The organism is Paracoccus laeviglucosivorans, from assembly GCF_900182695.1.
GTDB lineage: Bacteria > Pseudomonadota > Alphaproteobacteria > Rhodobacterales > Rhodobacteraceae > Paracoccus > Paracoccus laeviglucosivorans.
Genome location: NZ_FXTK01000010.1, coordinates 19,534 through 36,368 on the forward strand (window position 1 = coordinate 19,534; position 16,835 = coordinate 36,368).

Here is a 16,835-nt window from a genome sequence, read left to right on the forward strand (position 1 = left end):
CAATCACCCAATCGGAGGAATACGCGCGAGGCTGCGCTTGCGGAAAATCATCACACGTTCGCGCCACGGCACGATGCCGTCTGCGGTCTGCGCATAGGCGGACGCGCCTGCCAGAATCTCGGGCGCGTCGTCGGAGGTCATGTGGCCATAGACATAGGTCCAGCGGTCCGGTCCGGTCAGCGCGATGGCGGCGCCGTTCGAACAGGCGGACAGGCATTCGACCGGCTTGATACGGACACCGGGGGGCAGATCGCCCGCATTCAGCGCATCCATCAGCCGTGCGCCGGGCACGGGCTGGCCGTCTTCGACCGGCTCTCCGGCGCGGCAGGTGATGCAGACATGCAGCGTAACGGTCATGCGCCCTTCTTCCAAAATGGCGGCAGGGCGCGGGGGCCGCGATGACCCCAAAGCGCCCGGCAGGAACACCCCGTCCGCCGGTCAATCGTCTTGCGCGGCAGGTCTCCCGGCTTGCGGATTCGGGCTTGGCCCACGGGCGGCCCACCTTCCCGGCATGACGCCAGTGGCACGGGGCCGACCTTTCCGGTCACGGTCGCGGGGGCGGCTGCTTAAAGCACAAAGGCTTGTCGCATTCCCTTTTCACCTGCCCTATGGACAGGAACCAGCGCAGGCCCAAAGTCTGTGCGCGCGCCATGCCCACTTGTCAAGCAAAGGAGTCCGCGATGACCACCGATGACAATGCCCGCCACGCCGAGAAGATGGCCAAGATCAAGGCCGCTCGCGACCGCATGATGGCGGAAAAGCAGGGCGAAAAGGGGCTGATCATCATCCATACCGGCAAGGGCAAGGGCAAGTCGTCATCCGGTTTCGGGATGATCCTGCGTTCCATTGCCCACGGAATGCCCTGCGCGGTGGTGCAGTTCATCAAAGGCGCATGGGACACGGGCGAACGTCGTCTGCTGACCACGCATTTCGGCGATCTGTGCCAGTTCCATGCCATGGGCGAGGGCTTCACCTGGGAAACGCAGGACAAGGCCCGCGACATTGCCGCCGCGCAGGCGGGCTGGGCCAAGGCGCGTGACCTGATCCGCGATCCCGCCATCCGCATGGTGCTGCTGGACGAAATCAACATCGCGCTGCGTTACGATTATCTGGACGTGTCCGAGGTGGTGGCGTTCCTGCGCGACGAAAAGCCCGCGATGACGCATGTGGTGCTGACCGGCCGCAATGCCAAGCCCGAACTGATCGAGCTGGCCGATCTGGTGACCGAGATGGAAATGGTCAAGCACCCGTTCCGCGACGGGATCAAGGCACAGGCAGGGGTGGAATTTTAGACAGGCGGATCAGTCGCCCGATGCCGGTTTGCCAGAATTACGGCCTAGAAACTTGCCCCACAGACTTGCGGATGGCGTCGGCCTGGGCTCGGTCATTATTGCCGCCACCGGGTTGGGGGCTGCCTGCACCACAGCGGTCTCGGCAGCGGCCTCGGCGCGCATCACTGCCAGTCGCCGTTGATATTCCTTGTCCTTGGCAATGATCAGCTTGCCGTCCGGGCGGGATTGCAACGCGATCTGCATCAGTTCCGATGCCGAGCGCAGATTGTCGGCCTCGATCTTCAGCGCCGTGTCGCGCAGCAGATCAACAGTCACGGGCAACAGGCGCTTGGCTGGGGGGCACATGCGCCGGACGGCCTCCGACAGACCGGCCACTGAAAGATGCAGAGGTTGGCGTTTGGCCGGAGTCCAGATCGGGCGGGCCTGCCGGTCATGGAAAAGGAAATCGCAAATCAGGCAATGCGTGAACGGTCCGGTGGCGATCTTGCGGCCCATAAGTTCCTGGCATTGCGCGACGTCGAGGGGTATCGGTTCGATAGTCACTGGCCCTGAGGCTTCCATATCCAGCGCCTCAACGAAATAGCCGAAATCGCCGACCGCGCGGTCGTGCCCGTTGATCCGCATTCCGCTGGCTTCGTTATTGGCCTTTGGACGCAGATAGGAAAGTGCGATCAGCTGTTCATGCGGCTGCGCGGCGATCACGATCTTGCTACGCAAATCATGGTACTTGCGCGTCAAAAGCCGGTTCGAAAATTCTTCGGTTGCCGCAAGGCCAACGATATCTTCGACGCGAACATGGCGGAACGAGTTGCCCTGCACAGCGCCACCTTTTGGCTTTTTGCCTAGATCGGTAAGCAAAAGCTGGCGATCAAGAAATATCCCCAGCATGAAGGACACATCGGCAGTGACATGAACACTGTCGCGATAGTGGTGATTTTCGAATGCGACTTCATTCAGGTCCAGAACGCCGATGCCGCGGGACAGCGACAGGTTGATCGAATTGGCACGGCTGGCCTGATATTCAGGCGCGTCGGCAAGGTTTTGAACCGGAAACAGCAGGTTGAGGACACGCGTGTTCAACGTGCTCAGCAGATCATAAAACTGCGCCCTGCGGGTGCCATAATCCTGATCCATCGTGGCATCGTAGAAATTTCCGTCATTGATGTAGTGATCGACGATGACCAGATCCTGCGCTTCCAGCAGATCGCGATTTTCAAGGATTGCTTGCACATGGAAATAGAAAGGGCTGCGGCCGGTCGAGATGTTCAGCACCTCGTGGTGCAGGCGCAGCGCCTTGATGAAGCCGTTCAGCCCAGTGATACTATTCGAGGTTCCGATGATCGCGATTTTCATGTCATGCCCGGACTCGCAGGTTTCAGGAATTGCCGCCCCGAGTCTTTAGGCAAGCTGACGAGACATCGTTGCCACCTCGTGTCTGCAATCAAAATAAATTATGCAATTGCATAAAATTTTTATGTCAATGTGTGTGATATTTTACCAGTTGGGAAGCATTGCGCCCCGCAAAGCGAAGGTGGGGTATTCTCGACAGCTTGGGAGCAATACATCTGAGCCCACCTGCAAATGAGACGCATTTATAACTAATTGTTTTTGCTTGACTATATGTCTCGCGCCCGCTACCTGACCCGCATCGGGGAGTAGCGACCGCCACGGGCTTGGCGGGGATGCGTCAACAGGCTCGCGGACCATTCCGCGTGGCGTATCCGGCCGGTATGGCTTTGCAAGACCGTGGCGATGGGACCCTGCGGGCGGGGTCCGTCCATTGCCCGGATCAGCCCAGAGGAATTGCAAATGTCCCCGATCTCAATCGGCGTGCTGGCCGTCAGCATGTCCGTCGATGCCTTCATCGCCTCGCTTGGCAAGGGCGCGACCGCGCGACGTCCGGGCTTTGGCCGTGCCATCAAGACCGGCATGATCTTTGGCGCGGTCGAGGCGATTACCCCCCTGATCGGCTGGGGCCTTGGGATGGCGGCCAGCCAATATGTGCAGGCGGTCGATCACTGGATCGCATTCGCGCTGCTGGGCGCGGTGGGCGTCCACATGGCGTTGCAGGCGCTAAGCCGCAAGCCCGATGACGCGCCCGCCCCCGCCTCGGTCTGGGCGGTGGTGGTCACGGCCATCGGCACCTCGATCGACGCGATGGCGGTGGGGGTGTCGCTGGCATTTCTGGACGTGAATATCTTTGTCATCGCGCTGGCCATCGGTCTGGCGACCATGGTGATGTCCTCGACCGGGATGCTGGCCGGGCGCTATCTGGGTCACCGCTTTGGCCGCATCATCGAGGCGTTCGGCGGGCTGGCGCTGATCACGCTGGGCACGCTGATCCTGATCGAGCATCTGACGGCCTAGCGCCGCAGCCAGTCGGGGGGCGCGTTTTCCTGCCAGCCTGCGCGATGCAGCAGGGGCATGTCATCGGTGAATTCCGGCCAGCCAAGGCACAGCCATGCCGCGAATTCCCAATCGGGCGGCACGTCCAGCAGCGGCCCGATATGCGTGGGATCCAGGATCGAGACCATGCCCAGCCCCAGATTGCGCGCCCGCGCCGCCAGCCACAGCGTGTGGATCGCCATGGCGGTCGATTGGCGCAGGGTCTGGGGCATGGTGGCGCGGCCCAGCCCGTGTCCCGTCGCCGGGTCGATCTGGGTAAACACCGCCAGTTGCAGCGGGGCGGCATCCAGCCCCGCCAGTTTCAGTGCCGCGTAATCGGCGCGCTGCTGACCTTGATAGCTTTCCGCCGCCTCGGCATTGCAATGGGCGAAATCGTCGCGCACGGCGGCATGCAGGGCGGGATCATCGACCCGGACCACGCGCCAGGGCCGGGCATTGCCGACCGAGGGCGCAAGTTCCATCGCGGCGTGCAATTCGGCGATCAGCTGTTCGGGGATGGGATCTGGGCGGAAATGCCGGACATCGCGACGCCAGCGCAGGATGCGCTGCAGGGCCGCGATGTCCGATCCGTCGCATTCCATCAGTGCTGGTGTTCCGACTGGGTTTCCGATGCCCCATGATCATGGGAATGATCGTGCCCGTCCAGAGTGATCCCGTTCGCGGCGGCCACGACAAAGCCCATGCCGAAACCAAAGATCAGGCCGATCAGCAGCATCGCGATCGAGCGGTCCATATTCTGTCCTTTCTGTGGAAATGCCAGGCGCGCGCGACGCCCGGCAGTCTTACGCGGCTTGCGGCAGGCCCGAATGGGCCGGATCGCGTTGCAGCACCCATGCCGAGATCAGTCCCAACAGCACCCATGCCATCAGCCCCACGCCAAGCGCGCGGCCTGCGAATTCGGCCGAAAGCTCGGGCGGGACGGTTCCGGCATAGGCGTCGGGTTGCGGTGCGCCGATGACATGCGGCGCAAGGATCAGGACGACCGCCGCACCCCACGCCAGCCAGCCCCGTCCGAACGCGATCAGCCAGATCGCGATGCCGGTCGCAAGCGCCGTGCCCAGCCACCACAGCGCGCGCTGCGTCACGTCGGCTGCGGCGACGCCCGGAACCTCGGGGGCAAGGCCGAAGGCGGGGGCAAGCTGCATCGTCACAAATCCCGCGACCCCCCAAAGCAGCCCCTGACGCGGCGTGACCGTGCCGCGCAGCGACATCAGGGCCGTCAGCATCAGCCCGTAACCCGCATAGACCATCATGCTGAACAGCACCGAAAGCAGGTTTCGGGTCCATTCGAACGGACCGGTCGGCTGATGGGCGCTGACAGCCTGCGCGCCGTTATGGATCAGCTGGCCGGATTCGTACAATTCAGCATGCAGCAGCACGGGCTGCACGAACCAAAGCTGCAGCAGGGCGGCAATCAACCCCGTTGCAGCGCCAGCGATCAACCCGCTGGTCAGAATGCGCGAAAACATCAGTGGCAGGGAAAGCCGGTGGCATGGCGCACGTCATGGGCGGCGTCATGCAGCGTTTCCGCCTGCACCAGCCCGGACATGAAGATCAGCCCGAAACCGATCGCAAAGCACGCGATCACGGGAAGGATGATGGAACCCGAGGCGGTCTTGCCTGCGGTGGTCGTTTGGGTGGCCATGATGACCCTTTCCTGTCAGCCGTCCGTCCCGACGGCATTGCGGTTCACGCATCGGCAGGTCTCCTGGCTTGCGGGTCGATGCGCGGCGTCCGCCTTCCCGGTCGGGACCAGTGGCGTGATGGACGCGCGCTCTCCGCCTACAGTCGCGGGGGCGGCTTCGGAGTTGGCCCATGCGGGCCGCACCGAGATTCCCTTTTGACCCCTTCACGGGGACCGATACACGCGAATGTTACATGCGGCACTTGCGCGGCGGCAAGGGCTTTCAGCGCCAGTCGATATCGACCCATACCAAACGATGAACCGATGCCGTCTGCGCCACCCCGTCGCCCCCAGGCCAAACCACGCCCGAGCCCAGCACCGGCAGCGCCTTGGCGGGCAGGACGTAATCGACGCGCAGGTTGCCCATCTTGTCGGCGGGCCAATTGGCGGTGTCCAGTGCGGGATCGCCCTTGTGGCGGTCGTTCACGCCGCCTGGCTGCGCCGCACCGCCATCGCTGCGGGGCAGGGTGTCGGTGACATGGGCCAGCATCGCGGCCAGCGCCTCGGGGCGGCCGTCGCCATCGACGGGATCGACGTTCAGCTTGCCCAGCAGCACAAAGGGGGCGTCGGGCAGGTGGGTCTGCCAGAACGCCAGTTCGTCATGGTTGCGGCGGCCGTTGCGGTCCTCGGGGCCGTCAAATACCGGAGGGGATGCCGCCATCGCCAGCAGATGCAGCGGTTTGCCTGCGACCGACACCACCGCATCCCAATGCGCGACGGACGACAGGCGCTGTTCAGGGGGCGTGTCGGGCGGCGCGATATGGCCGGGCAGGTCGCGCCACAAGACGGCGCTGTGATCGGCGACGGGGCCGATGGGATGGCGCGACAGGATCGCCATGCCCTTTTGCCCGGTGAAAAAGCCGAAGCCCTGATTGTCGCCCGGACCGCCCAGCCGCCCGTCGCGGTCCAGATCCAGACCCGAGACCATCCCGGCATTGGGCCGCGCCGAAAAGCTGTGCGGATATTCCGCACCCGCCGCCGTCAGCCGCTTGCGCAGGGCGGTCAGCGCCAGCCCGTCATGGTCCCAATCGAACCCGGTCAGCAGCAGGATGTCGGGCCGGGCATCCGCGATGACACGGACCGCCGCGTCGATCTGGGCATCCTCGCGGCCCAGATCGCGCAGCAAAAGCCCCGGTCCCTTGCGGGACAGGCCCGCATCATAAGTGGCCACGCGCAAAGGCTCGGCCGCGGCAGGCCCGGCCAGAACCAGCAGCGCGGCCAGCGCCCTCAGACCCAAGGACGGCTTTGCGCCATCTGCGCCTCGTAGCTGTCGATGGTCGCAGATTTCTCCATCGTCAGGCCGATGTCGTCCAGACCGTTCAGCAGGCAATGCTTGCGGAATGCATCGACCTCAAAGGGGAAGCTTTGCCCGTCCGAGGTGGTCACGGTCTGGTTTTCCAGATCGACGGTGATGCGGGCATTGGCACCTTTGCGGGCGTCCTCCATCAGCACCTCGACGATTTCGGCGGGCATGACGATCGGCAGGATGCCGTTCTTGAAGCAGTTGTTAAAGAAGATGTCGGCAAAGCTGGTCGAGATCACGCAGCGGATGCCGAAATCCAGCAGCGCCCAAGGCGCGTGTTCGCGCGACGAGCCGCAGCCGAAATTGTCGCCCGCCACGATGATCTGGCTGTCGCGATAGGCGGGCTGGTTCAGGATGAAATCCGGCACCTCATTGCCCTGCGCGTCATAGCGCATCTCGTCAAACAGGTTCTTGCCCAGTCCCGAACGATGGATCGTCTTCAGGAATTGCTTGGGGATGATCATGTCGGTGTCGATATTGACCAGCGGCATGGGGGCCGCGATGCCGGTCAGGGTGTTGAACTTGTCCATTTGCTTCCTCGCGAGAGAATTGACTGGCCGCGCAGGTGGCCGTTAACTTTGTTGGTGCGGCAGTGTTCGCCGCGATGGGTCTGTTTTACGATGTTTGGGTTCACCAGTCTTTCCAGCCTGCGGTCCTGCGTTGCGCATGACTGGACGCCGACGATCGGTGATCCCGAGATCACCGGCTGGCTGACGGTGATTATCTATCTTGTGTGCATGTGGCTGGCGATCCGCGTGTTGCGGCGCGATCCGCCCGGTGCGGCGCTGGGGCTTTGGGCCACAATCGCCGCGCTGATGGGATTCCTTGCGCTGAACAAGCAGCTGGATCTGCAGACCGCCTTTACCGCGACCGGGCGCTGCATGGCGCGGGTGCAGGGCTGGTATGACGAACGCTGGCTGGTGCAGCTTGGCTTTATCGCGGCGCTTACGCTGCTGGTGCTGATCGGACTGATGGCGGCCCTGCGGTCCTTGCGCGGCCAGCTGCGCTGGAACGGCATCGCCCTGTTGGGCGTGACCGTGCTGTGCGGCTTTGTGCTGGTGCGCGCGGTTGGGTTTCATCACGTCGATCGTCTCATCAGCATGGATTTCGCGAACATCAAGTTCAACTTTCTGTTCGAGAACGCGGGTCTTGCGCTGATCGCCCTGAATGCCGGACTGCTGCTGCGGCGAGGCATTCCGCCCCGCCGCCCGCCGCAGATCACGCCATCTCGGCCATGAATTCGCGCACGTCGGTCAGGTGGCCCTTGATCCCGGCTGCCGCGGCCATGACCGGCGACATCAGGTGGGTGCGGCCACCGCGGCCCATCCGCCCCTCGAAGTTGCGGTTCGAGGTCGCGGCGCAGCGTTCACCGGGCGCAAGCTGGTCGGGGTTCATCCCCAGGCACATCGAGCAGCCGGCCAGACGCCATTCGAAACCGGCATCGGTAAAGATCTTGTCCAGACCCTCTTCCTCGGCCTGCGCGCGGACAAGGCCCGAACCCGGCACGATCATGCCGCGCACGCCCGGAGCCAGTTTCTGGCCCTTGAGGATGCTGGCAGCGGCGCGCAGATCCTCGATCCGGCCATTGGTGCACGAACCGATGAACACCGCGTCGATCTTGATCTGATCCAGCGGCGTGCCGGGCTGCAGGCCCATATAATCAAGGCTGCGCTGCGCTGCATCGACCTTGCCGCCTTCGAAATCGCTGGCGGCGGGCACTTTCGCGGTGATCGGCAGCACGTCTTCGGGGCTGGTGCCCCAGGTCACGACCGGGGCGATGTCTTCGCCGCGGATGGTGATGACCTTGTCCCAATGCGCGCCTTCGTCGGTGAACAGGGTTTTCCACCAGTTCACGGCGGCTTCCCATGCGGCGCCTTTGGGCGCGTGGGGGCGGCCCATGCAATACGCAAAGGTCTTTTCGTCCGGCGCGATCAGGCCGGCGCGGGCACCGCCCTCGATCGCCATGTTGCAGACGGTCATGCGGCCTTCCATCGACAGATCGCGGATCGCCGAGCCGCAATATTCGATGACATAGCCGGTGCCGCCAGCGGTCCCGGTCTTGCCGATGACGGCCAGCGTGATGTCCTTGGCGGTGACGCCGGGCAGCAGACGCCCGGTGATTTCCACCTTCATGTTCTTGGATTTCTTCTGGATCAGGGTCTGGGTGGCCAGAACATGCTCCACTTCCGAGGTGCCGATGCCGTGGGCAAGCGCGCCGAATGCGCCGTGCGTCGCGGTGTGGCTGTCGCCGCAAACTACGGTCATGCCGGGCAGGGTCCAGCCCTGTTCCGGGCCGACGATGTGGACGATGCCCTGGCGTACATCGCTCATCGGGTAATAGTTCAGGCCGAATTCGCGGGCGTTCTTGTCCAGCTCGGCGACCTGAATGCGGCCTTCGGGGTTTTCGATCCCGTTCACGCGGTCGGCGGTGGTCGGCACGTTATGGTCCGGCACGGCGATGGTCTGGTCGGGGCGACGCACCTTGCGGCCAGCCATGCGCAGCCCTTCGAAGGCCTGGGGGCTGGTCACTTCGTGGACCAGATGGCGGTCGATATAAAGGATGCAGGTCCCGTCTTCCTGACGATCGACGACATGCGCGTCAAAGATTTTGTCGTAAAGCGTCCGGGGCGCGCCCGCGTTGGTATTGCCGGTCATGGCTTTCTCTTTCCGAAAGAGTAGCTGGGGGAATTGAAAGGCTGCCGCATCACGCGACAAAGGGCGCGCATGCGCCCGCATCCGTCAAAGTCGGGCGGTGACGGAAAGGCTTTCGCCGTAGAACCGACCCGGCAGGCGGGCACGGTCATGGATATCGAAATAGACGAATCCTTGCATGTCGGCAGTATTACGCCCGTTTTTTCGCTCAGGCAACTCTTGGCGCACGAGGCTGTTAATTCCATGTCAACGGCGGATCGCTATCCTGCTTTGGCAAGGCAGGATATGGGGTTGGGGCAATGACGATTCGGGTGCTGTTGCGGATGATGCCGCTGATTTGCGTGGCAATTTTCACGCTGTTCGTCTTTGTCATGGACACGCCGCTGGAACGCGCGCGCGAATTGGCGCGGGCCGAGACGCAGCGTTTCGCATGGACTGCCGGGCTGGTCCAATGCCCCGAAACCTGGGGGAATATGCCAGTTTCGGCCTGTCTATCGGGACAATCGCCCAGAAATGCACTGCCCCCGGATTGAGCGCCGCCGATTCCATGTTACATTATAGGCACCCCGGCGCCGGGGGTGATCGGCGCGATGACCGGAGGATGAACCCCTGTCCAATACCGTCTCGCCGGCAATTCCGCCGGCAGCGACCGCCGCCGCAACCGGGCTGACCAGCGATCAGCTTCTGGAGCGTATTCTTGCCTCTCTTGATGATGACAAGGCCGAAGAGGTCGTGACGATCGACCTTCGCGGTCGCTCGGCCATGGCCGATCACATGGTGATCGCTTCGGGCCGGTCGTCGCGTCAGGTGGCCGCCATTGCAGAAAAGCTGGTCCAGCGCCTGAAGGAACAGACCGGCCGCACCGCGCGGATCGAAGGCAAGGAAACCGGCGATTGGGTGCTGATCGACACCGACGACGTGATCGTCCATGTCTTCCGCCCCGAGGTTCGCGAATTCTACCAGCTGGAAAAGATGTGGATGCCTGCGGACGCCCTGCGTTCGGCCACGCTTGACCGGATGCGTGCCGACCACGCCGCCGAAGAAGCGCGCCGCCAGAACTGAACGATGCGGATGGTCATTGCCGCTGTCGGGCGGCTGCGGCAGGGCCCCGAGGCGAAGCTTATCGCCGATTACCTTGACCGTCATGCCAAGGCAGGCCGTGCCTTGGGCCTGCCCCCGGTCACCCTAACCGAAGTCGAGGACAAGCGCGGCGGCGGCATGGCAGCCGAAGCGCCGCTGCTGGAACGTGCCGTCCCCGATGGGGCGGCGCTGATCGTTCTGGACGAACGCGGGCAGATGCTAAGCTCGCCCGAATTCGCCCAGAAGATTGCCGCATTCCGCGATCAGGCCCGCGACATCGCCTTTGTCATCGGGGGCGCGGACGGCATCGACCCGTCCCTGCGAGACCGGGCTGATCTGGCGATCAGCTTTGGCCGGATGGTCTGGCCGCATATGCTGGTGCGGGTGATGCTGGCCGAACAGATCTATCGCGCGACCACCATTCTGTCGGGCAGTCCCTATCATCGGGTCTAGGGCCGGATGCAATTTGCTGTTGAAATGACGCCGCAAGCGCCACACAACCGTTTCAGGGGCAGCAACAAGCAAGACCAGAACATGGCTTACCAAAACAAGGCGCGGCTGATCGCAGTCGCAACCATCGCGACATTGGTTCTGACGGCATGTGGTGGCGGAGGCGGCGGGCGCGGTTCACGCGGCGAGCTGAACTGCATGGAACGCGCCATCTATTTCGAGGCGAACCGTTCCAGCCGCGAAGGCATGATCGCCGTGGGCAATGTGGTGATGAACCGCGTGCGTTCGGACCAGTTCCCGAATTCGGTCTGCGGTGTGGTGTCGCAAAAGAACCAGTTCGCACCGGGGGTCATGACCCGCAAGATGAACCCGCGCGACCTGCCGCAGGTGCGCGAGGCCGCCATCGCCGTCCTGCGCGGCGAACGTCATCCACGGATCGGCAATGCGATGTTCTTCCACACGCATGGCCACCGCTTCCCGTATGACAACATGCATTACACGCTGGTCGCGGGCGGGAACGCTTTCTACGAAAAGCGCAAAAGCCATCTGGTGACGCAGCCGGTGCCGCCCGCGCCCGCGCCGATCCGTCGCCGCTGGTAAGCCGCTGGTAAGGGGCGGGCGCGGATCACGCGCCCATCCCGTCCGTCAAGGGCAGGGTTGTTCCCAGCCGTCGATGATCGTGACCGCTTCCTCGGCGGTTTCGACAAAGCTGATCAGGTCCAGATCCTCGGGGCTGATGGTGCCTGCATCCGCCAGCGCCTGCCAGTTCACCACCGTCTGCCAGAATTCCGTCCCGAACAGGATGAACGGCACGCGTTTCATCCGGCCGGTCTGGATCAGGGTCAGCGCCTCGAACATCTCATCCATGGTGCCGAAACCGCCGGGGAAGATGGTCACGGCCTTGGCGCGCATCAGGAAATGCATCTTGCGGATCGCGAAATAGTGAAAGTTGAAGCACAGGTCCGGCGTCACATAGACGTTCGGCGCCTGTTCATGCGGCAAGACGATGGACAGCCCGATCGAGACGCCGCCCGCATCGGCCGCGCCCATATTGCCCGCCTCCATCACGCCTGGACCGCCGCCGGTGCAGATGACGTTTTCCGCGCCATAGCTTTCAAGGCTGCGCTCGGTCATCAGCCGGGCGAACCGCCGCGCCTCGGTATAGTATTTCGACAGCTCGCCCAAGGCCGGGGTCTTGGCGGTGTCGCGGGCTTCGGGCGCGGGGATGCGCGCGCCGCCGAACAGCACGATGGTCGATTTGATGCCACGCGCGTCCATGATCATCTGGGGCTTCAGCAATTCAAGCTGCAGCCGGACGGGGCGCAATTCGTCGCGCAGCATGAATTCCGTGTCGGTAAAGGCCAGCTTATAGGCCGGGGCACGGGTCTGCGGCGTGTCGGGAACCTTGCGCGACGCCAGCGCGTCCTGCTGGCTGTCACGGATGGGGTGGCTGCGCTCGTCTTCGTCGATCATCGAAACCTCTGACAGGGGGCGGGCGCGGATTGCACGACCGCACCCCCCGCTCTATAGCCCTTGAGTGACAGTTTCCACCCGAGAGAGGCCATCATGTCCAACGCCGCACTTGAGACCGCCATCGAAGCCGCGTGGGAAACCCGCGACCAGATCACCCCCGCGACCAAGGGCGAGGCGCGTGATGCGGTCGAGGCGACGCTTGAGGCGCTGGACCGTGGCACGCTGCGCGTCGCCGAAAAGAACGGCGCTGACTGGCATGTGAACCAATGGGCCAAAAAGGCCGTGCTGCTGGGTTTCCGTCTGAAGGACATGGAAATGCAGTCGGGCGGCCCGCAGGGCGGCGGCTGGTGGGATAAGGTGGACAGCAAATTCGTGGGCTGGGACGATGCGCGCTGGCGCGAAGCGGGGTTCCGCGCCGTTCCGAACTGCATCGTGCGCCGCTCTGCCTATATCGCCAAGGGCGTGGTGCTGATGCCGTCCTTTGTGAACCTTGGAGCTTATGTCGATGAAGGCACGATGGTCGATACCTGGGCCACGGTGGGTTCCTGCGCGCAGATCGGCAAGAACGTCCACCTGTCGGGCGGCGTCGGCATCGGCGGCGTGCTTGAACCCATGCAGGCAGGCCCGACCATCATCGAGGATAACTGCTTCATCGGCGCGCGTTCCGAGGTCGTCGAAGGCTGCATCGTCCGCGAAGGCTCGGTCCTGGGCATGGGCGTCTATATCGGCAAATCCACCAAGATCGTGGACCGCGAGACGGGCGACGTGATGTATGGCGAAGTGCCTGCCGGTTCGGTGGTCGTGTCGGGCTCGCTGCCGTCCAAGAATGGCGTGAACCTGTATTGCGCCGTCATCGTCAAGCGCGTCGATGCGCAGACCCGTTCCAAAACCTCGATCAACGAGCTTTTGCGCGACTGACCTGTGGCAACCGTGCATCTGTTTCACGGTTCTGTCAGATTCCCGTGAACTCAAAGGCTTCCGGCTGCGTTGTGGCGCCGGAAGCTTTTTTCACCGGAGAGAATACATGCAAGGCTTGGGTTGGCTCGCAGCCATCATCGTCGGCGGTCTGGCAGGCTGGATCGCGAGCAATATCATGAAGGCCGATACGGGGATTTTCCTCAATATCATCCTTGGCATCGTGGGCGCGGTCGTCGCCAATGCGCTGCTGGGGCTGTTCGGCGTGAACTTCACCGCAGGAAGCTGGCTTGCACAGGGGCTGGCCGGTCTGATCGGTGCGGTCATCCTGATCTGGCTGAAACGGGCGATCTCCTGATCCTCGTATAGACCTTCTGGTGTGCAGGGGCGGGCTTTCCCGCCCCTTTTTCATGCCGTAAAAGGTCCGAAAGCTAAGGGGAACGATCATGGCGCAGCAGGTTTACACGCTTCTGGTTCAGGTGGGGCGCGCGGCGGATGACGGCTTGCCCGACGATGCGGACGGCGCAGCGCTGGTCTGCTACGCATCCGGCGTCGATGAGGCCGAGGCCGTGCGCGAAACCGTGGCCATCCTGAAACAGGCCGGTCTTCAGCCCGTCGAAGTCACCGGCCACGGCACGCTGGACGAACGCATTGCCGAAGGCCACGACATCCCCGATGAGGAACGCGAGCTGATGGAACGCGCATTGGCCGAGAACGCCGTGATCGTGGCCCAGATGGAACCGCTTTACGACGAAGATTTCGACGACGAGGACTGACAGGGGCGCGCCCGTCCGCTAGACTGCCCACAACCATAACAAGAGGCGGGACAGATGAGCAGACGGATTACGCGGATCACGATGACGGCGCTGTTGACGCTGGCGCTTGCTGGCTGCGGCGTCTCGATGAACCGCGCGCCGGGCGCGGCACCGGGCGGCAATTTCGCGGGTCTGCCCACGGCAGGCGGGCAGGGGTCCGAAGCGGGTTTCCGCAACTGGGTGGCCAGCTTCCGCCCCCGCGCGATTTCGGCCGGGATTTCGCCTGCCGTCTTTGACAGCGCCATGGCGCAGGCGCATTTCATGCCCAGCCTGATCCAGCTGGATCGGCAGCAAAGCGAATTTTCCAAGCCTGTCTGGGAATATCTGGATGGCGCCATTGGCACGCGCGGCGCGACGGGCCGGGCGCGCGCGGCGGAAAACGCCAGCGCGCTTGCCGCGATCGAGGCACGCTATGGCGTCCCGCGCGAAGTCGTCGTGGCCGTCTGGGGGATGGAATCGAATTTCGGCGCGAACCGCGGCAGCACCCGCATCGTTCCCGCCTTGGCCACGCTGGCCTATGACGGAAGGCGGGGCGAATTCTTCGCAGGTGAGCTGGTCGCCGCGCTGCGCATCATCCAGTCGGGCGACGTGGACAATGCCCATATGGTCGGCAGCTGGGCCGGGGCCATGGGGCACACCCAGTTCATGCCGTCGTCCTTTCTGGCCCATGCGGTGGATTTCAACGGCGACGGGCGGCGCGACATCTGGTCGAACGATCCGACCGATGCGCTGGCCTCAACCGCGCATTACCTGCGCCAGAACGGCTGGCAGCCCGGCCAGCCCGCGGTGGCCGAGGTGATTCTGCCCCAAGGTTTCGATTACAACCGCGTCAGCAAATCGGTGACCATGTCGGGTGGCCAATGGGCGGCAATGGGGGTGCGGACCGCGAATGGCACTGCCGTGCCTTCGGGGTCGATCATCGCGCCTGCGGGTGCGCGCGGCCCGGCCTTCCTGATCACGCAGAACTTTCGCGCGATCCTGAAATACAACGCCTCGGACAGCTATGCGCTGGCGGTGGCGTATCTGGGCGAATCCATCGCCGGACGTCCCGGAATCCAAGGCGGCTGGCCGCGTGGCGACCGCACGCTGTCGAATACCGAGAAATCCGAAATCCAGCGACTGCTGATGGCGCGCGGGTTCGACACCGGCGGCGTGGACGGCAAACTGGGTTCCAAATCGGTCGAGGCGATCAAGGGGTTCCAGCGCGCGCGGGGCATGGTACCGGACGGCTATGCCGATGCCACGCTTTTGTCGATGCTGCGCAGCTAAGCACAAAGGGGCGGCCAAGGGGCCGCCCTTTTTCGTCCTGCCCCGCCGCAGGGCGAACTGCCTGAAATTCGCGCATAAATTGGGGCAGATCAGAATCCCGCAGCCTGAATTTGCCCTGCATATTGGCATACTGCCCGCCAACTGCCCTGATTTCCCAAGCCGCATATGCGGCACGATAAAAAGGGGAAACGGGGATGAAGATTTTCACCAGCGCCTGTGCCGTCGCCGCCGTTTTGGCAGGCTTGACCGGCGCCGCTGTCGCGCAGGACGACACGATCAAGATCGGCGTGCTGCATTCGCTGTCGGGCACCATGGCCATTTCGGAAACCACGCTGAAGGACACGGTCCTGATGATGGTCGAACAGCAGAATGCCAAGGGCGGCATCCTTGGCAAAAAGATTGAGGCGGTGGTCGTAGACCCCGCATCCGACTGGCCGCTGTTTGCCGAAAAGGCGCGCGAGCTGATCTCGGTCAACGGGGTCGACGCGATCTTCGGCTGCTGGACCAGCGTCAGCCGCAAATCCGTCCTGCCGGTGATCGAGGAACTGAACGGGCTGATGTTCTATCCCGTGCAGTATGAGGGTGAAGAGTCCTCGAAGAACGTCATCTATACCGGCGCGGCCCCGAACCAGCAGGCAATCCCCGCCGTGGACTACATGGCCGAGGAACTGGGCGTCGAAAAATGGGCGCTGCTGGGCACCGATTACGTCTATCCCCGGACCACCAACAATATCCTTGACGCCTATCTGAAGGGCAAGGGCGTGGCCGAAGGCGACATCTTTGTGAACTACACGCCGTTCGGTCATTCCGACTGGTCCAAGATCGTAGCCGATGTCGTGGCGCTGGGTGCGGACGGCAAAAAGGTCGGTGTCGTTTCGACCATCAACGGCGACGCCAATATCGGCTTCTACAAGGAACTGGCCGCGGCGGGTGTGTCTGCCGACGACATTCCCGTCATGGCGTTTTCCGTGGGCGAGGAGGAACTGGCGGGTCTGGATACCGCCAACCTTGTCGGCCACCTTGCTGCCTGGAACTATTTCGAGACCGCAGATACGCCTGAAAACAAGGCCTTCATCGAGGAATGGAAGAAGTTCACCAAGGACGACAAGCGCGTGACCAACGACCCGATGGAAGCCACGATGATCGGCTTCAACGCTTGGGTCGCGGCGGTTGAAAAGGCGGGCTCGACCGAAACGGACGCCGTTCTGGACGCGATCGTGGGCGTCGAGGTGCCGAACCTGACCGGCGGCACGGCCAAGGTTCTGCCCAACCACCACCTGACCAAGCCCGTCCTGATCGGTGAGATCCGCGAAGACGGTCAGTTCGACATCGTCAGCCAGACCGAGGAAGTCGCGGGCGATGCCTGGACCGACTTCCTGCCGGAAAGCGCAAAGCTGGACGCCGACTGGCCGGGCAAGAAATGCGGCATGTGGAACACCGAAACCAATGCCTGCGTGCAGGTTCAGTCGAACTACTGATGCCACGAAATAAGGGGC

At 63.4% G+C, this 16,835-nt stretch carries 23 protein-coding genes and 2 riboswitches; of the genes, 13 read left to right on the forward strand and 10 right to left on the reverse strand.

Annotation, left to right across the window (positions count from 1 at the left end; translation table 11 throughout):
* Window positions 1–3 precede the first annotated feature (3 nt).
* Entirely contained in the window at window positions 4–357 is a 354-nt protein-coding gene (locus FN835_RS11780; RefSeq protein ID WP_142663424.1) for a DUF1636 family protein, read from the reverse strand.
* 79 nt (window positions 358–436) lie between these two features.
* Window positions 437–640, reverse strand: a riboswitch (cobalamin riboswitch).
* Window positions 641–680: 40 nt separating this feature from the next.
* Here FN835_RS11780 and cobO point away from each other — a divergent pair.
* The gene (cobO, locus tag FN835_RS11785; RefSeq protein WP_185958653.1) at window positions 681–1,292 is read left to right on the forward strand and encodes a cob(I)yrinic acid a,c-diamide adenosyltransferase; all 612 of its coding nucleotides are present in this window, start codon (window positions 681–683) and stop codon (window positions 1,290–1,292) included.
* A gap of 9 nt (window positions 1,293–1,301) precedes the next feature.
* On the opposite strand, the gene FN835_RS11790 is transcribed toward cobO, so the two are convergent.
* The gene (locus FN835_RS11790; protein ID WP_142663426.1) at window positions 1,302–2,645 is read right to left on the reverse strand and encodes a hypothetical protein; all 1,344 of its coding nucleotides are present in this window, start codon (window positions 2,643–2,645) and stop codon (window positions 1,302–1,304) included.
* A gap of 456 nt (window positions 2,646–3,101) precedes the next feature.
* On the opposite strand from FN835_RS11790, the gene FN835_RS11795 reads away from it, so the two are divergent.
* Entirely contained in the window at window positions 3,102–3,659 is a 558-nt protein-coding gene (locus FN835_RS11795; RefSeq protein WP_142663427.1) for a manganese efflux pump MntP, read from the forward strand.
* Here FN835_RS11795 and bluB read toward each other — a convergent pair.
* From bluB to leuD, 6 genes are all read right to left on the reverse strand, one after another.
* Complete coding sequence (bluB, locus tag FN835_RS11800) at window positions 3,656–4,279, reverse strand: 5,6-dimethylbenzimidazole synthase (protein ID WP_142663428.1); 624 nt, start codon at window positions 4,277–4,279, stop codon at window positions 3,656–3,658. The genes FN835_RS11795 and bluB overlap by 4 nt on opposite strands.
* Window positions 4,279–4,431 (reverse strand): hypothetical protein, encoded by a 153-nt coding sequence (locus FN835_RS21230; protein ID WP_185958659.1) that lies wholly within the window; start codon window positions 4,429–4,431, stop codon window positions 4,279–4,281. Before FN835_RS21230 ends, bluB begins: the two co-directional genes overlap by 1 nt.
* Window positions 4,432–4,480: 49 nt before the next feature.
* Window positions 4,481–5,167, reverse strand: coding sequence for a CbtA family protein (locus tag FN835_RS11805; RefSeq protein WP_142663429.1), 687 nt, complete (start codon window positions 5,165–5,167; stop codon window positions 4,481–4,483).
* Window positions 5,167–5,343, reverse strand: a complete 177-nt coding sequence (locus FN835_RS11810; protein ID WP_142663430.1) for a CbtB domain-containing protein — start codon at window positions 5,341–5,343, stop codon at window positions 5,167–5,169. The genes FN835_RS11805 and FN835_RS11810 overlap by 1 nt, the downstream gene beginning before the upstream one ends.
* 36 nt (window positions 5,344–5,379) lie before the next feature.
* Window positions 5,380–5,576: riboswitch (cobalamin riboswitch) on the reverse strand.
* 29 nt (window positions 5,577–5,605) lie between these two features.
* Window positions 5,606–6,619, reverse strand: coding sequence for an endonuclease/exonuclease/phosphatase family protein (locus FN835_RS11815; protein WP_142663431.1), 1,014 nt, complete (start codon window positions 6,617–6,619; stop codon window positions 5,606–5,608).
* Window positions 6,610–7,215 (reverse strand): 3-isopropylmalate dehydratase small subunit, encoded by a 606-nt coding sequence (gene leuD, locus FN835_RS11820; protein ID WP_142663432.1) that lies wholly within the window; start codon window positions 7,213–7,215, stop codon window positions 6,610–6,612. Before leuD ends, FN835_RS11815 begins: the two co-directional genes overlap by 10 nt.
* Window positions 7,216–7,305: 90 nt before the next feature.
* Here leuD and FN835_RS11825 point away from each other — a divergent pair, with 90 nt between their 5' ends.
* Complete coding sequence (locus FN835_RS11825; protein ID WP_142663433.1) at window positions 7,306–7,923, forward strand: hypothetical protein; 618 nt, start codon at window positions 7,306–7,308, stop codon at window positions 7,921–7,923.
* Here the strand turns inward: FN835_RS11825 and leuC are convergent.
* Window positions 7,904–9,340 (reverse strand): 3-isopropylmalate dehydratase large subunit, encoded by a 1,437-nt coding sequence (gene leuC, locus FN835_RS11830; protein ID WP_142663434.1) that lies wholly within the window; start codon window positions 9,338–9,340, stop codon window positions 7,904–7,906. The genes FN835_RS11825 and leuC overlap by 20 nt on opposite strands.
* A gap of 69 nt (window positions 9,341–9,409) precedes the next feature.
* Between leuC and FN835_RS21235 the strand changes: the two genes are divergently transcribed.
* The 5 genes from FN835_RS21235 to FN835_RS11850 all read left to right on the forward strand — a co-directional run bounded on the left by FN835_RS21235 (window position 9,410) and on the right by FN835_RS11850 (window position 11,467).
* Window positions 9,410–9,640 (forward strand): hypothetical protein, encoded by a 231-nt coding sequence (locus tag FN835_RS21235; RefSeq protein WP_185958654.1) that lies wholly within the window; start codon window positions 9,410–9,412, stop codon window positions 9,638–9,640.
* Window positions 9,637–9,870, forward strand: coding sequence for a hypothetical protein (locus FN835_RS11835; protein WP_142663435.1), 234 nt, complete (start codon window positions 9,637–9,639; stop codon window positions 9,868–9,870). Before FN835_RS21235 ends, FN835_RS11835 begins: the two co-directional genes overlap by 4 nt.
* Window positions 9,871–9,970: 100 nt before the next feature.
* Entirely contained in the window at window positions 9,971–10,399 is a 429-nt protein-coding gene (rsfS, locus tag FN835_RS11840) for a ribosome silencing factor (protein ID WP_246098721.1), read from the forward strand.
* Between the two features lie 3 nt (window positions 10,400–10,402).
* Window positions 10,403–10,870, forward strand: coding sequence for a 23S rRNA (pseudouridine(1915)-N(3))-methyltransferase RlmH (gene rlmH / locus FN835_RS11845; RefSeq protein ID WP_142663437.1), 468 nt, complete (start codon window positions 10,403–10,405; stop codon window positions 10,868–10,870).
* 81 nt (window positions 10,871–10,951) lie between these two features.
* Entirely contained in the window at window positions 10,952–11,467 is a 516-nt protein-coding gene (locus tag FN835_RS11850) for a cell wall hydrolase (protein ID WP_142663438.1), read from the forward strand.
* Between the two features lie 45 nt (window positions 11,468–11,512).
* On the opposite strand, the gene FN835_RS11855 is transcribed toward FN835_RS11850, so the two are convergent.
* On the reverse strand, window positions 11,513–12,340 hold the full coding sequence (locus tag FN835_RS11855; RefSeq protein ID WP_142663439.1) for an LOG family protein: 828 nt from the start codon (window positions 12,338–12,340) through the stop codon (window positions 11,513–11,515).
* Window positions 12,341–12,433: 93 nt separating this feature from the next.
* Between FN835_RS11855 and dapD the strand changes: the two genes are divergently transcribed.
* From dapD to urtA, 5 genes are all read left to right on the forward strand, one after another.
* A complete protein-coding gene (gene dapD / locus FN835_RS11860) occupies window positions 12,434–13,258 on the forward strand; it encodes a 2,3,4,5-tetrahydropyridine-2,6-dicarboxylate N-succinyltransferase (RefSeq protein WP_142663440.1) in 825 nt (274 codons plus the stop codon).
* A gap of 106 nt (window positions 13,259–13,364) precedes the next feature.
* Window positions 13,365–13,613 (forward strand): GlsB/YeaQ/YmgE family stress response membrane protein, encoded by a 249-nt coding sequence (locus FN835_RS11865; protein WP_142663441.1) that lies wholly within the window; start codon window positions 13,365–13,367, stop codon window positions 13,611–13,613.
* A gap of 88 nt (window positions 13,614–13,701) precedes the next feature.
* A complete protein-coding gene (locus FN835_RS11870; RefSeq protein WP_142663442.1) occupies window positions 13,702–14,031 on the forward strand; it encodes a hypothetical protein in 330 nt (109 codons plus the stop codon).
* A 54-nt stretch (window positions 14,032–14,085) separates the two neighbouring features.
* The gene (locus FN835_RS11875) at window positions 14,086–15,339 is read left to right on the forward strand and encodes a lytic murein transglycosylase (protein ID WP_142663443.1); all 1,254 of its coding nucleotides are present in this window, start codon (window positions 14,086–14,088) and stop codon (window positions 15,337–15,339) included.
* Between the two features lie 194 nt (window positions 15,340–15,533).
* Entirely contained in the window at window positions 15,534–16,817 is a 1,284-nt protein-coding gene (gene urtA / locus FN835_RS11880) for an urea ABC transporter substrate-binding protein (protein ID WP_142663444.1), read from the forward strand.
* Window positions 16,818–16,835 lie beyond the last annotated feature (18 nt).